At 74.9% G+C, this 14,579-nt stretch carries 11 protein-coding genes; 7 read left to right on the top strand and 4 right to left on the bottom strand.

The window, feature by feature from the left end; genetic code table 11:
• The first annotated feature begins 72 nt into the window (after window positions 1-72).
• The 3 genes from OG455_RS16580 to pth all read left to right on the top strand — a co-directional run bounded on the left by OG455_RS16580 (window position 73) and on the right by pth (window position 2,585).
• Window positions 73-1,050 carry a ribose-phosphate diphosphokinase gene (locus OG455_RS16580; protein WP_266294418.1) on the top strand — a complete coding sequence of 326 codons (978 nt, stop codon included), beginning with the start codon at window positions 73-75 and terminating at the stop codon, window positions 1,048-1,050.
• A 245-nt stretch (window positions 1,051-1,295) separates the two neighbouring features.
• Window positions 1,296-1,892, top strand: coding sequence for a 50S ribosomal protein L25/general stress protein Ctc (locus OG455_RS16575; RefSeq protein WP_266294416.1), 597 nt, complete (start codon window positions 1,296-1,298; stop codon window positions 1,890-1,892).
• Between the two features lie 114 nt (window positions 1,893-2,006).
• Window positions 2,007-2,585 carry an aminoacyl-tRNA hydrolase gene (pth, locus tag OG455_RS16570; RefSeq protein ID WP_266294414.1) on the top strand — a complete coding sequence of 193 codons (579 nt, stop codon included), beginning with the start codon at window positions 2,007-2,009 and terminating at the stop codon, window positions 2,583-2,585.
• On the opposite strand, the gene OG455_RS16565 is transcribed toward pth, so the two are convergent.
• Window positions 2,573-3,502 carry a hypothetical protein gene (locus tag OG455_RS16565; RefSeq protein WP_266294412.1) on the bottom strand — a complete coding sequence of 310 codons (930 nt, stop codon included), beginning with the start codon at window positions 3,500-3,502 and terminating at the stop codon, window positions 2,573-2,575. The two genes, pth and OG455_RS16565, sit on opposite strands and share 13 nt — an antisense overlap.
• Window positions 3,503-3,547: 45 nt before the next feature.
• Window positions 3,548-6,319 carry a phosphoenolpyruvate carboxylase gene (gene ppc, locus OG455_RS16560; protein ID WP_266300831.1) on the bottom strand — a complete coding sequence of 924 codons (2,772 nt, stop codon included), beginning with the start codon at window positions 6,317-6,319 and terminating at the stop codon, window positions 3,548-3,550.
• A 435-nt stretch (window positions 6,320-6,754) separates the two neighbouring features.
• Here ppc and OG455_RS16555 point away from each other — a divergent pair, with 435 nt between their 5' ends.
• Window positions 6,755-8,026 (top strand): sensor histidine kinase, encoded by a 1,272-nt coding sequence (locus OG455_RS16555; RefSeq protein ID WP_266294410.1) that lies wholly within the window; start codon window positions 6,755-6,757, stop codon window positions 8,024-8,026.
• A 66-nt stretch (window positions 8,027-8,092) separates the two neighbouring features.
• Here OG455_RS16555 and OG455_RS16550 read toward each other — a convergent pair whose 3' ends face one another.
• Window positions 8,093-8,629 (bottom strand): SUKH-3 domain-containing protein, encoded by a 537-nt coding sequence (locus OG455_RS16550; RefSeq protein ID WP_266300830.1) that lies wholly within the window; start codon window positions 8,627-8,629, stop codon window positions 8,093-8,095.
• A gap of 40 nt (window positions 8,630-8,669) precedes the next feature.
• Complete coding sequence (locus OG455_RS16545) at window positions 8,670-9,131, bottom strand: YwqJ-related putative deaminase (RefSeq protein WP_266294408.1); 462 nt, start codon at window positions 9,129-9,131, stop codon at window positions 8,670-8,672.
• 255 nt (window positions 9,132-9,386) lie between these two features.
• Between OG455_RS16545 and OG455_RS16540 the strand changes: the two genes are divergently transcribed.
• The 3 genes from OG455_RS16540 to OG455_RS16530 all read left to right on the top strand — a co-directional run bounded on the left by OG455_RS16540 (window position 9,387) and on the right by OG455_RS16530 (window position 14,564).
• On the top strand, window positions 9,387-10,391 hold the full coding sequence (locus OG455_RS16540) for an SMI1/KNR4 family protein (protein WP_266294406.1): 1,005 nt from the start codon (window positions 9,387-9,389) through the stop codon (window positions 10,389-10,391).
• A gap of 67 nt (window positions 10,392-10,458) precedes the next feature.
• Window positions 10,459-12,957, top strand: a complete 2,499-nt coding sequence (locus OG455_RS16535) for an SUKH-4 family immunity protein (protein ID WP_323185525.1) — start codon at window positions 10,459-10,461, stop codon at window positions 12,955-12,957.
• A gap of 179 nt (window positions 12,958-13,136) precedes the next feature.
• Entirely contained in the window at window positions 13,137-14,564 is a 1,428-nt protein-coding gene (locus OG455_RS16530) for a hypothetical protein (protein WP_266294404.1), read from the top strand.
• Window positions 14,565-14,579 lie beyond the last annotated feature (15 nt).

Below are 14,579 nucleotides of genomic sequence, written 5' to 3'. Positions count from 1 at the left end.
GGCCCGGGCGGCTCCTGCCGTCCGGGTGCGGCGCGGCGGGACCATGCGGCAGCAACACGAGGAGACGGTGCAGTGAGCGGGATCACGACGTCGGGTGAGAAGAAACTGAAGCTCTTCTCCGGCCGTGCCCACCCTGAGCTGGCGAAGGAGGTGGCCGCGGCGCTGGGCACCGAGCTCGTCCCGACCAAGGCCCTGGACTTCGCCAATGGCGAGATCTACGTCCGCTTCCTGGAGTCCGCCCGGGGGGCGGACTGTTTTGTGATGCAGAGCCACACGGCTCCGATCAACCAGTGGATCATGGAACAGCTCATCATGATCGACGCGCTGAAGCGGGCCTCCGCCCGGAGCATCACCGCGATCCTGCCCTTCTACGGCTACGCCCGCCAGGACAAGAAGCACCTGGGCCGCGAGCCGATCTCGGCCCGCCTGGTGGCCGACCTGCTGGCCCAGGCCGGCGCCGACCGGATCATGGCCGTGGACCTGCACACCGCGCAGATCCAGGGCTTCTTCTCCGGCCCGGTCGACCACCTCTTCGCGCTGCCGCTGCTCTGCGACTACGTGGGCGAGAAGGTGGACCGCGGCCAGCTGACCATCGTCTCCCCGGACGCGGGCCGGGTGAAGGTCGCCGACCAGTGGTGCGACCGCCTGGACGCCCCGCTGGCGATCATCCACAAGCGCCGCGACATCACCCAGGCCAACACCATCCTCTCCGCCGAGGTGGTCGGTGACGTCAAGGACCGGGTCTGCGTCCTGGTCGACGACATGATCGACACCGCCGGCACCATCTGCGCCGCCGCCGACGCGCTCTTCGACAACGGCGCCGCCGACGTCATCGTGGCCGCCACCCACGGCGTCCTCTCCGGGCCCGCCCGCGACCGGCTGAAGAACTCGCGGGTCAGCGAGTTCGTCTTCACCAACACGCTGCCCTGCCCGGCCGAGCTGCAGATGGACAAGGTCACCACCCTCTCGATCGCCCCCTCGATCGCCGCCGCGATCCGCGAGGTCTTCGAGGAGGGTTCGGTGACCTCGCTCTTCGAGGGCGTGCACTGATCCTGCCTGAGTGACCGTCAGGTCCGATCGGCCCCGTCGCTGCTGAGCGGCGGGGCCGATTTCACGGTTGACGAGTGCTGCGGTTAGACTCGTGAGACTGCTCGGCGAGGGATGTCGCGCGCCCCCGGGGCGCATGCTCCGTGATCGACGCGCGCTGGATCAATTCCGCCGAGCTACCCCATGTACTTGAGGGTGTGGTCTCGGCGGTTTCGCTTGTCGCACCCCTTTCACGCCAGGAGTGCAGCATGTCCGAGATCCGCCTCGCCGCCGAGCCCCGCAACGAGTTCGGCAAGGGTGCCGCCCGTCGCGCCCGCCGCGCCGGCTTCGTCCCCGGTGTCGTCTACGGCCACGGCCACACCCCGGTCCACCTGAACCTGCCCAGCCACGACCTGATGATGGCGCTCAAGACCCCGAACGCCCTGCTGGTCGTCCCGATCGAGGGCAAGGACGAGTTCGTGCTGCCGAAGGCCGTCCAGCGCGAGGCCATCAAGCGCACCATCGAGCACGTCGACCTGCTGCTGGTCAAGCGCGGCGAGAAGGTCAACGTCGAGATCCCGGTGCTCGTCGAGGGCGAGCTCGCCCCCGGCGGCAACCTGCTGGAGCACGTGCTGAACGCGCTGCCGATCGAGGCCGAGGCCACCCACCTGCCCGAGTCCGTCACCGTCTCGGTCGAGGGCCTGGAGGCCGGTGCCGCCATCACCGCCGGCGACATCGCGCTGCCGAAGGGCACCACCCTGGCCGTCGAGGCCGACACCGTCGTGCTGCAGGTCATCGCCGCCCAGGCCGCGCCGGTCGAGGAGGAGGCCGAGACCGAGGCCGCCGAGGCGACCGTCGAGGCCTGAGCCCCGCGCTCGTCCTTTTCTCCGCCGCTGCCCCGGCTCCCCGTGTGGGGGCCGGGGCAGCGGCGCGTCCGCGCGATGATGAGGCTCCAGAGGACTCCGGAGGAGGAGTGCGAGATGAGTGATGAGTACACCGGCCCCTGGCTGGTCGCGGGCCTGGGCAATCCGGGGGAGGGCTACGCCCGCAACCGGCACAACATCGGGTTCATGGTGGTCGACCTGCTGGCCCAGCGGATCGGCGCGAAGTTCAAGGCGCACAAGAGCAGGGCCCAGGTGGCAGAGGGGCGGCTCGCCGGGCAGCGGGTGGTGCTGGCCAAGCCGATGACCTTCATGAACCTCTCCGGCGGCCCGGTCACCGCGCTGCGCGACTTCTACAAGGCCCCCACCGGCGCCCTGGTGGCGGTCCACGACGAGCTGGACATCGACTACGCGACGCTGCGGCTCAAGCTCGGCGGCGGCGACAACGGCCACAACGGGCTCAAGTCGATCACCAAGTCGCTCGGCCCCGACTACCACCGGGTGCGCTGCGGGATCGGCCGCCCGCCGGGCCGGATGGAGGTCGCCGACTTCGTGCTCAAGGACTTCTCGTCCAGCGAGCGCAAGGAGCTGGACTGGTTCGTGGACCGCTCTGCCGACGCGGTCGAAGCGCTGCTGACGGAGGGTCTGGAGCGGGCTCAGGGCACCTACAACACCTGAGCTGCCGTCAAGCCCGGCCCGACGCGTGACGGGCAGGGCAACAGTCGTACAACTCTTCCCCGCAGCACCCGATCCGGGCCCGGTGGCCGGTGGCGGATCGGGTACGGTTCACCCGGACTCGGGAAGATGGGGGCGCTGGTGGGCGCGGGCTTGGGCACGGCACGAGTGGCCGGTGCGTGGATTCTTTCGGCCGTTGCGCTGCTGGGCGGCGCCACCTCGGTCCGGGCCGCCGAGCCCAGTGGCTCGCCCGCCCCCTCGGCGAGCGCGGCCCCCTCGCCGACGCCGGTGCCGAGCAGCTCCGCTTCCGCACCGGAGCCCACCGCCGCCGCTCCCACGCCGACCGCCACGCTCGCGGCCGGCAGCACGAGCCCCTCGCCCAGCGCGAGCCCGAGCCCGGACCCCAGCTGCCCGCCGCTGCCGAGTGCCGGTGGCAGCGCCAGTGCCAGTGCGAGCTCCGGTGCGAGTGCCGGTGCGAGTGCCGCCTCCTCGCCCGGCACGCGCCCCTCGCCCACGGCCACCGAGCTGCCCAGCGGCTGTCCGACACCGACGCCGTCCCCCAGCCCGACGGTCACCCGCACCAGCGCCTCCTCGTACAGCGGGTCGCGCGGCAGCGCCCGGGTCCACCAGGCCAGGCCGGCCCCCGCGCCGACCGCGCTGGACGCCCAGCTGGTCGACGCGCAGCCGCCGACCGCCTCGCCCAGCCCGACCCAGGCGCCCGCGCCGCAGGCGTTCTCCGGCGCCTTCATCTCAACTCTCGGCAGCAACGCCGGGATCCCGGCGGTGGCCGGCGGCGTGGCGGTCGCGGCCGGCGGCGGGGCGCTCTGGCTCAAGCGCCGCCGCGGCGAGAAGCGCGCCTGAGGCACCGGCAGCACGGCGGCGCACAGCACCGGCAGGACGCCCGAGGGGCCCGCTCGCAACCAGGCGAGCGGGCCCCTCGGGCGTCCGGGTCGTGCGACGCGGCGTCAGCCGGTGTTGCGCAGGCCCGCGGCGATGCCGTTGACCGTCAGCAGCAGTGCGCGGGCCCGCAGCGGGTCCTCGGGCCGGCCGGCGGCGACCTCCTCGCGCTGCCGGCGCAGCAGCGCCACCTGCAGGTAGGAGATCGGGTCCAGGTAGGCGTCGCGGACCGTGAAGGTCTGCTTGAGCACCGGGTTGTGCTCCAGCAGTTCGCCCTCGCCGGTCAGCCGCAGCACCTCGCGCAGGGTCAGGTCGTGCTCGGCGGTGATCTGGTCGAAGATGTACTGCAGCTCGCCGGGGACCAGCTGCTCCACGTAGTGGCGGGCGATCCGCAGGTCCGTCTTGGCCAGCGTCATCGCGACGTTGGAGAGGAAGTTGCGGAAGAAGTGCCACTTGCCGTACATCTCCGGCAGCACGTCGCCCAGGCCCGCGGCCCGTGCGGCGGCCAGGCCGGAGCCGACCCCGTACCAGCCCGGGACGATCTGGCGGGACTGGGTCCAGCCGAAGACCCACGGGATGGCCCGCAGGCCGTCCAGGCCGGCGCCCGAGTCGGGGCGGCGGGAGGGGCGGGAGCCCAGGTGCAGCGAGGCGAGCTGGTCGACCGGGGTGGCGGCGAAGAAGTACTTCGGCAGGTCCTCCTGCTCGACCAGGGCCCGGTAGGTGTTGTGCGCGGCCTCGGAGACGCTGTCCATCGCGGCGTCCCAGCGGGCCAGCTCCTCGGGCGCCTGGCGCGGTGAGGTGTGCATCGCGGAGGCGGCCAGCGTGGCGGAGAGGGTGAGCTCCAGGTTCTCCCGGGCCAGTGAGGGCAGCAGGTACTTGTCGGAGATCACCTCGCCCTGCTCGGTCACCTTGATCTCGCCCTCCAGGGTGCCCCAGGGCTGGGCGAGGATCGCCTCGTGCGAGGGGCCGCCGCCGCGGCCCACGGTGCCGCCGCGGCCGTGGAAGAGCCGCAGCCGGATGCCGTAGCGGTGGGCCACGTCGCGCAGCCGGCGCTGCGCCCGGTGGATCTCCCACTGCGAGGTGGTGATGCCGCCGAACTTGGAGGAGTCGGAGTAGCCGAGCATGACCTCCTGGATGTCCCCGCGCAGCGAGACCAGCAGGCGGTAGGAGGGGTCGGAGAGCATCTCCTCCAGGATCCGGTCGGCCTGCTGCAGCTCGTCGGTGGTCTCCAGCAGCGGCACGATGCCGATCCGGGCGACGCCCGCGTGCAGGTCGATCAGGCCGGCCTCGCGGGCCAGCACCGCGGCGGCGAAGACGTCGTCGGCGCCCTGGCACATCGAGATGATGTAGCTCTCGACGATCTCGTCGCCGAACCGCTCGAAGCCCTCGCGGATGGTGGTGAAGACGCCCAGCGTCTTGATGCCCGCGGCGTCCAGCGGCGCCGGGGTGGGGGCCAGCGGGCGGCGCGAGCGCAGCTCCTTGGCGAGCAGCTTCTGGCGGTACTCGCGCGGCATGTCGTTGTACCGCCAGGCCTCCTCGCCCAGCCGGTCGAAGAGCTGGCCGAGCGCGTGGTGGTGGGCCTCGGCGTGCTCGCGCACGTCCATGGTGGCCAGCTGCAGGCCGAAGGCCTCGACGGTGCGGATCGCGCGGGCCAGGCGGCCGTCGGCGATCAGCTCGCCGCGGTGCGAGCGCAGCGACTCCTGGATCAGCTTGAGGTCGGCGACCAGTTCGCGGGTGCCCAGGTAGTCCCGGCCGTCCACGTGCGGGGTGCCGGCGGCCAGCCGCTCGCGGGTGTTCTCCAGCTTGAGCCGCACGCAGGTGGCCTTGAGCCGGTAGGGCTCCTCGGCGTTCATCCGCTTGTACCGCGGGCTCAGTTCGGGCAGCACCTTGAGGTCGGCCTCCAGCGAGGCCAGCAGCTCCTCCGAGGCACCGGCCAGGCGGACCGAGGTGGAGAGCGAGTTGCGCAGGTCGTCGACGGTGTCCAGGGCGTCCTTGATGCCGTACTCGTGCTGCAGGTTGAGCACGTCCCAGGTGACCTGCGGGGTGACGTTGGGGTTGCCGTCCCGGTCGCCGCCGATCCAGGTGCCGAAGGTCAGCGGGCGCACCCCTTCGGGCAGCACGGCGCCGACCCGGGCCAGCTCCTCGTGCAGCTCCTCCAGCACCTCGGGGACGGCCTCGCGGTAGAGCTCGTCCAGGTAGTAGACGGCGTTGCGGGCCTCGTCGGTGGGCTCGGGACGGGCGATCCGCAGCTCGTCGGTCTGCCAGAGCAGGTCGATCACCTCGGCGAGCCGGCGGTCGGCCGAGCGCTTGGCGGAGGAGTGGCGCACCGGGTCGCTGGTCGACAGGCCCGAGGCCACGTGCTCGCGGTGGACGCGCTCCAGCAGCTCGCCGATCCGGCGCAGCTTGTTCAGCACGCTGCGGCGGGCCGCCTCGGTGGGGTGCGCGGTGAAGACCGGGCGGACCGCCAGGTTGGCCAGCGTGTCGGCCAGGTGCTTGGGGTCGGCGTCGGCCAACTGGTCGGCGGTCTGCGCCAGCAGCGAGCCCTCGCGGGCCCGGCGGGCGGCGAACTCGCGGCCGCGGTGCACCTGCTCGGTGACGTTGGCCAGGTGGAAGTAGGTGGAGAAGGCCCGAACCAGCTTGGCCGCGGTCTCCAGGTCGATGTTGGCGAGCAGTTCCGCGGTGGCCTCGCCGTCGGTGCGGCTCAGCAGCCGGACCTGCTCGACCAGGCCGAGCACCTCCGCGCCCTCCTGGCGCACCAGGGTCTCACCGAGCAGGTCGCCGAGGCGGCGGATGTCGGCGCGCAGGGCGGCGTTGTCGGCCGCCGGGTCGAGGGGCGGCAGGTCGGCGGCCGCCCGCTCGACGGCCGCGGCACCGGTGGCCGCGTCATCGGTGGTCAGCGGGCTCGACGGGTCAGCACTCGGGTGGTCGGCCGAGGTGGGGACCGGAGCGGTCACGGCTGGCTCCCTGGGGTGGTGGGGTGGGCGACGGCGGACCGCGCTGTCCGACCGGACCAGCATAGGTGGCACCCCTTGCCCCTCGGTTGAGCCGGTCGCATGCCGGACAGCGCGGCGCGGCCGCGGCGGTTGCCGCGCTGATCAGGTGGCCCGGACCGGGCGACCGGTAGGCGACCGGTCGGCGGGAGACCGGCGGGAGACCGGCGGGAGACCGGCCCTGGTGGCCGGCCTCGGTGGCGAGGACCGGTGGATGAGATCGCGCTGAAACCCGGATGAGAAGTCGGTGGGGCAGCCGGGTGCGCCTCGCTTAGGCTGTCGCCCATGAGCTTGTCGCCTGGGGAGGGCGCGTACGACCGCGGCTGGTGGTGGTGGGAGCGGCGGCGCAGCGCGCTCCTGGACGCGTTGCTGGCCGCGCTGGCCGCGTTGGAGTGCGCGGCCGGCGGCTACAGCCTGGCCGGTGACCGGTTGCACCTGGGCACCGCGGCGACCGTGGCGGCCGCCGTCATCGGCGCGCTGAGCGGGGCCACCCTGCTGCTGCGCCGCCGCTGGCCGGCGCTGCCGGTGCTGGTCTCGATGATCCTGGTCCCCGGTCTGTTCGGGATCGTGCTGCTGGTGGTGGCGCTCTACACCCTCACCGCGACCTGGGCCTGGCCGCAGGGGCGGCGGCGGGTGGTGGCGCTCTCCGCGGTGGTCTTCGTGGAGACGCTGGGGATGGTGCTCTTCTCGCTGCTCACCACCAAGCCGCAGCCCGGCGAGCAGTTGCCGGCCACCTGGGTCTTCGTGCTGCTCTCGGTGCTGGTCGCGGTCGGGCTGACCGTGCCGCCGGTGGTCACCGGCCTCTACATCGGTGCCAAGCGGCGGCTGGTCGAGTCGCTCAAGGACCGGGCGCACGGCCTGGAGGCCGAGCTGGACCTGCTGGCCGAGCGGGCCAGGGAGCGGGCCAGCCGGGCCCGGCTGGAGGAGCGCACCCGGATCGCCCGGGAGATGCACGACGTGGTCGCGCACCGGGTCAGCCTGATGGTGGTGCACGCGGGGGCGCTGGAGCGGATCGTGGCCCGCGACCCGGTCAAGGCGGCGCAGAGCGCCAAGCTGATGGCCGACACCGGGCGGCAGGCGCTGGACGAGCTGCGCGAGATCCTCGGTGTGCTGCGGATGAACGAGGAGCCGGCGGCCGAGAGCGTCTGCGGGCTGACCGATCTGGAGCGGCTGGTCGGCCAGTCCACGGCGGCCGGGATGCAGGTGACCCTGACCGTCAGCGGTGCCCGGCTGCCCTACCGGGGCGAGGCCGAGCAGACCGCCTACCGGGTGGTCCAGGAGGGGTTGACCAACGCGCACAAGCACGCCGGCGGCGCGCGGGTCTCGGTGCTGGTGGCCTACGTGCCCAACGGGGTGCGGGTCGCGGTGGTGAACGAGAGCCCGGTCGGTGGCGAGCAGGTCAAACTGCCCAGCGGCGGCAACGGGCTGGTCGGCATGGAGGAGCGGGTCCGGGCGCTGGGCGGCAACTTCCGGGCCGGGCCGGAGCGGGACGGCGGCTTCCGGGTCGAGGCGCTGCTGCCCTCCCGGTTGGCCGAGCGGGCGGATCCGCTGCACTGACGCCTCGGGCGGGACGAGGCGTGGCGTCGTCGGTGTGGTGTGGTGTGGCTCGGCGTGGTGGCGGGGTCAGCCGGGGTCGGCGGCGGTGCGCAGGCGCTCCGGGCGGGTGCCCAGGACCAGGGTGGCGACCGCGTGGTCCAGGTCGGGACCCAGGTACCACTCGCCGGTGTGGTCCAGGCTGTAGACCCGGCCCTCCTCGTCGATCGCCAGCAGCGCCTGGCCGTAGCGCTCCTCGCCCAGCGGGGCCACCCGGCTGCCGAGCGCGCGCGACAGGTCGGCCAGGGTGCGCGACAGGTGCAGGCCGCAGAGCGGGTCGAGCAGGAAAGGAGTGCGGGCCACCTCGCGGCCGGCGCCGGACAGGTCGAAGGAGAGGCCGCCGAACTCGGCCCAGGCCTCGATCGCGGCCGGGAAGACCGCGTGCGGGACCGTGTCCAGATCGTGCCGGTCGTGCCGGGCGAGCAGCTCGTCGGCCCACCCCTCGGCGCGCGGGAGCTCCCAGCGGCCCGGGTGCCAGCCGGCCTGCTTGAGGGCGGCGGCGACGTCGGCGGGGAAGCGGGGCTGCGTGCGGACCGGGCCTGGGGCCGGCGGGCTGAGCGGATTCAGGGGGTGCTCCGGGCTCGGGGGACAGGGACCTGAGGCCGGGTCAGGCCTCGGCTCGGGGTCCGATCGCGACGCTCTGCACGGTGAAGTGCTCCAGCAGCGGTGCGCAGGAGCGGCACGGCGGGGCGTGGGTGCCGTGGGCCGGGTCGTCCTGCTCGCGGATCCGCACCGTGGTCAGTTTGGCGCCCTTGAGCGCCTTGCGGGCGTCGTGCAGGCTCAGCGGCTTCTTGGCGGCGCGCTTGGAGCGGCCGCCGTCCACCGTGCTGAGGTACTTGGAGAGCAGCACGGCCTCCGGGCAGCGACCGGTGAACCGCTCCCGGTGCTCCACCGGCAGCCGGGTCAGGAACTCGCCGACCAGTGGGTGCAGCTCGGGCGCCTGGTCGGCCTTGCGCCCGGCCAGGGTGTGCACCTCGCCGCCGCGCAGCGAGAGGGCGGCGGCGACGGCGGGCAGCAGGCTGTCCCGGTCGTGGCGCAGCAGCGGCGCGGCCGGTGCGCTGTCACCCACGGCTGCTCCTCTCCGTCCGGTCGGGCGCGCTCCGATGGGTCGGGGCGCGCTCGGGGCCAGCCTGCCAAACGTCTCGGACAGTGGATCACCCGGGGGTACGGCAGGTGTCCTGACGGGCCGTCGGGCACACGGATCATTCACAAATCAGGGTGGCGGCTCCGGTTCGTCCCGGGGGGCCGGGCCAGGGGGACCACCCGAAGGCCCGACCCCATACCCTGGTGGCTAGCTACATCGGCTTCAGCAGGGGGCACCCAGATGACGACAGGTCGGCCCGGCGCCGCCGCCGCCGCGCCCAACGCGGCCTACGCGGGTCAGGTGGTCCACTTTCCCGACCCGGTGCGCGCCGCCAAGTACCCCGAGGGGGTGCGGGTGGACGCCCAGGGCTACCCGGACTTCGGTCCGTACGCCAAGGCCGCGGCCGAGGTGGCCGACCCGCCCGAGGGTTTCGGTGTGGACGAGCTGCGGCTGACCGACTACGTCTCGGCCAACGCCGCGCTCTTCAGCCAGGGCCATGAGCTGTGGGCCGACCAGGAGGCCGCCGTGGCGACCCCGGTGGGCTGGACCTGGCACCACGCGGTCGGCCGCGCGGCGCCCGGCTGGCGGCGGATGGAACTGGTGCCGGTCGAGGTCAAGGCGCTGCTGCGGCACCACGGCGGACTGGCCACCTCGCCCGCCGACCACTCCCGGCGCGGCACCCGGCCGCTGCAGGAGAGCAAGGCCGTGCACCTCTCGCTCGCCAAGGACGGCGACACGCCGCTGAGCGTCAGCGAGGACCTGCTGCAGGCCGCCGAGGAGAAGCTCGGCTACCGGCTGCCCGGCCCGTACCGGAGCTTCCTCAAGCTGGCCGGCGGGCGCGCCCCGGTGGGTGTGGCCCTGGACACCGAGCTCGGGCTGCTGCTCGACCAGCCGTTCCTGACCCTCGGCGAGGAGTACGGGATCGATGACCTGGTCTATGCCAACAAGTGCCTGCGTGACCATCTGACCAAGGACTACCTGGGCATCGCCTACGCCCAGGGCGGCATCCTCGCGCTCAAGGTGCGCGGCGACGAGCTGGGCTCGGTCTGGTTCTGCCTCTACGACGACGCCCGGGACACCGGCGCGGCGGAGGAGCCGGCCGAGCGGGTGCGGCGGCTGCTGCTGCGCTGCGGCGACACGTTCGACGACTTCCTGCTCCGGCTGGCCGGCAGCCCGCCCGAGCTGGAGACGGTGGCCGAGCTGATGGTGGACGGCGGGTTCGCCCGCGCGGTGCCGGCGCCGTGAGGCGCGCGGCGGGCGGTAGCGGCAGGGGGACGACAGCGGTGGTGGACAAGGCGGAGGCGGTCCCGGCATGGCGATGACGTACGCGCAGGCGCAGGACCTGGCGACGGAGTGGATCAACGGCGGGGTGCCGCACTACCAGCAGCGCGAGGTGCGGGTGCGGGAGTTCGACCTCGGCTTCGTCTGCTGGGCGGAGGACCGCGACGGCGGGCCCTCCTCGGACGGCGGGGCGGTCAAGCTGGTGATCGCCCGGGACACCGGGGCGAGCACGCTCTGGCCCGCGCTGCCGGTCAACGAGGTGGTGCGGCGCTACGAGGAGGCGTACGGCCGACCGGTCGGCGCGACCCCCTCCGGGCTGGCCAGGCAGCTGCCAGGACCGATCGAGGCGACCTCCTTCCTGCTCAGCCCGCCGCAGTGGGTGCTGGACGCCGGCTCGGCCGCGCTCGCGGCCGAGGCCGAGCAGTTCGGCGGGACGCCGGCCGCCGAGCCGGTCCTGACCTCTGCTCCGGCACCGACTCCGGCCCCGGCCGAGCCCGTGCTGCCCGAGCCCGTGCTGCCCGAGCCCGCCCGGCTGACCGCCCCGCCGGTCTCCGACCGGCCGGCCGGCGACGCGCCGACCATGCTGGCCCCGCCGCCCAGCTGGGAGCTGGCCGAGCACGGTGAGGAGGGGCCGCTCGCCCCGCGGACCCCGCCGGAGGCGATGACGGTCCGGATGCCACCGCCCGCCGCTGGGACAGCGGCGGCACCGGCACCGGTCCCGGCCCCGGCGCTCACGCCCGAGCCGCCCGCCGTGCCGCTCCCGCCCGCCGTCCCGGCCGCGCCGCAGGTGCCGACCGCGCCCGCTCCCGCCACGCCGGTGGGCGGGTACGCCCCGACCATGCTCGCCACCGACGGCCCGCCCGGGCTGCTGGGCCTGCCCGGTGCCCCCGGCCCTGGTCCCGCGCCCGTTCCCGCGCCGGCTCCGGTGCCGCCCGCCGCGCCGTCGATCGACTACGCGCCGACCATGCTGGCCGGCGACGGCCCGCCCGGACTGATGGGCCTGCCCGGTGCCCCCGGCACCGCCGGGGCGCCGCTGCCGCCCGCCACGGGTGGCCGCGGCGGGGCGAGCGTGCCGCCGCCTCCGCCGCCGGCCGCGCTGCGTGGCGCGGCCCAGTCCGGCGCGCCCGCGTCGCCGCCCGCCGCGCCCGCCGCCGGCCGTGGCGCCGGGAGCGCGCCGCCCCCGCCCCCGCCCGGCGGCCTGCTGCACGCGGGCGGCGGCGAGCCGTCCGCCCACCCGGGCGGTCGCGGTGCGGGCAGCGTCCCGCCGCCTCCGCCGCCGGCCGGTCTGCGCGCCGCACCGGGCACGCCCGCCGCGCCCGGTGCCCCCGGCGCGGCCGACCTCGCCGATGCCGCGACCAGCAAGGCGTCCCCGCCGCCGCGTCCCGGCTCGACCGGCGGCGCGCAGGCCGCCGGGGTCGCGCAGGCGGCGACCCAGCTGGCCTCGGCCGTCCCCGACAGCGGCCTCGGCTTCCCCGGCCCGTCGGCCCCCGCCGCCGTGCCCGGCGCCGCGGCGCCGGTGCCCGGGCTGCCGCCGCAGGGCGCGCCGGTCCCGCCCGGCGTGCCCATGGTGGGCCCCGGCTACCTGGCCGTGCTCAGCTACCGGGCACCCGACGGCTCCGAGCAGAAGGTGATGCAGCGCAGCGAGCCCGGCACGCCGCACCCGGAGTGGAAGATCCTCCAGGAGCTGCGCCGCCTCGGCGTGCCCGCCGAGCAGGTGCTCGAACTGCACACCGAGCTGGAGTCCTGCGACCTGCCCGGGGGCTACTGCTCCCGGCTGGTCGCCACCTCCTGGCCGAACGTGCGGATCACCCACAGCGCCGCCTACGGCCGCGACCACCAGAGCCGCCAGGCCGGCATGGCCAACCTGCTGAACCACCTGGACGAGCTGCACCAGCTGGCGGCCGGCCCGCGCCGCCAGCGCCCGGTCAGGGTGCCGCTGCCCGTGCCCGGGACGGTCCCGCCGCGTCCGCCGGTGCCGCCGCAGCAGCTGGCCGCGGAGCTCGGGCAGTTCTTCGGCCAGGGCGTCTTCCGCTACGAGCAGCGGGCCGTGTCCCGGGCCGGGGTGCCCGAGGCGGTCGCGCAGACCCTGGTCTGGGCCGGTCTGCCGACCAACTTCGGGCCGTTCTTCTGGGCGCACACGCCCGAGAACCGGCCGATCCCGACCCTGGCCGAACTGGCCGCCGAGCGGGGCCGCCCGGCCGCCCCGGACGCGGGCGGCTACCTGGTGCTCGGCAACGACTACGGGCGGCAGCTCTGTGTGCAGTACGGCACAGCCGCCGTGGTGGCGGTGGACCTGGAGGGAACCACCGAGGCCCCGCGCTTCGTCAACAGCGGTGTGCCGGAATTCGTCCGGTCGCTCGCACTGCTCGGTCGGATGTGGCCGCTGCGCTACGGTCTGACCCCGGATCAGGCCGGGCGCTGGACCGCCGACTTCCAGGCCGAGCTGGCCGCGCTGGACCCGGCGGCCCTCCAGGCGCCGGACACCTGGTGGGCGGTCCTCCTGGAGCAGTTCTGGGACGGCCTGCTCTAGCCGCCCGGCGGCTGGGGCCGGGGCGGCACCGAGAGGTGCGGCCCCGGCCGGCAGTGTCGCTTCCTTGGGCTTTCTGAATGATCTGCGCAAAATAGGTCAAGAAGACCACTGGTACCCGAGCACACGACCGAGCCCAGCCTGGCACCGCGCCCTGCCGGCCACTGAGGGGAAGACAGTAGATGAGCGACGCCATCCCGTCGTACGGCTTCACCGCTGCCCGGAAGGGCTACGCGCCCGAACAGGTCGATCGCGCGCTGGCCGCCCTGACCGGCCAGCGCGACCACGCATGGCACCGGCTGAGCCAGCTCGGCGCCCAGATCCGCGAGCTGGAGACGGCGCTGGCCGCCGCCAGGGAGGCCGCCGCCCAGGCGCCCGAGCCGGACTACACCACGCTCAGCGAGCAGGCCGGCGACCTGATGGCGATCGCCGAGAACGAGGCCCGGCAGATCCGCGAGAAGTCGGAGCGGTCCGCCGAGGACACCCGCGACGGCGCCGCCGAGGCCGGCCGGCGCCTGCAGGCCGAGGCCGCCGCCTTCGCCACCGCCACCCGCGAGGACGCCGACCAGTCCGCCCGCCGCACCGACGAGCGCACCCGGGCCGAGGCCGAGAAGCTGCGCGCCGAGGCCGATCAGGACGCCCGCACCATCCGCGACACGGCCACCGCCGACGCCGCCCGGCTGCGGGTGGAGGCGGCCGAGGCCGGCGAGCGCGCCGAGACCAGGCTGGCCGAGCTGCGCCGCGACGCCGACGAGCGGTTCGCCGCCGAGGACGCCGCTGCCGCCGCCGAGGACGCCAAGGTCTCGCTGGCCGCCGAGCGCCGCCTCAAGGAGGCCGAGCAGCACCGGGAGTCCGTGCTCGGCCTGATCAAGCAGACCGACACCGACGCGCAGGCCAAGGCCGACCAGCTGATCGAGACCGCCCGCCGGGAGGCGGAGCGCACCAACGTGGCCACCGCGGCCGAGCGCGCGGAGTTCGACAAGCGGCTCGAAACGGTGCAGACGCACCTGGACCACATCAAGGGCACGCTCGCCTCGCTCACCGGCAAGGCGGTCGGCATGATCGAGCCGGGCGAGTTCGCCGCCGGTGCCGCCGCGCGGGCCGCTGCCGCGGGCGCCGACCCGGAGGCGGACACCGGCGAGGTCCCGCTGCCGGCCGTGCCGCCCGCCGCCGCACCGGCGGCGCCGGCCGGGTCGCCCGCCACGCAGGCCGGCGGCGCCGACGCGCCAACGACCGTGCTGCGGCTGCCCGCCGAACTGCTGGAGGCGACGGCCGTCACCCCGCAGCCGCAGCCCGCCGCCGTCGACCCGCGCAGCGCGCTGCACGCCGCGGGTGCCGCCCGGCCGCCGCTCCCGCCCCGTCCGGCCACCCCGCCGCCGGCCGCCCGCGCGGCGGCTCCGGCGGAGCCGACCGACCCGGCGGCCGAGACCGCCGTCATGCCCCGCTTCGAGGCCGCGCCGGGCGGCGGAGCGGGTGCGGTCGCAGCCGCCGCGAACCCCGCGAGCGCCGCGGGCAACGACGAGACCGCGATCATCCCGAAGATCGTGATCATCGACGACGGGACGGCCCTGGACAGCCTGCCCAACACGGTGGGCCGCCGGCGCAGCTGAGCGGCCCCGGCCCCG

It is taken from the genome of Kitasatospora sp. NBC_01287 (genome assembly GCF_026340565.1).
Lineage (GTDB): Bacteria > Actinomycetota > Actinomycetes > Streptomycetales > Streptomycetaceae > Kitasatospora.
This window is presented reverse-complemented; position numbering and strand designations above follow the sequence as displayed.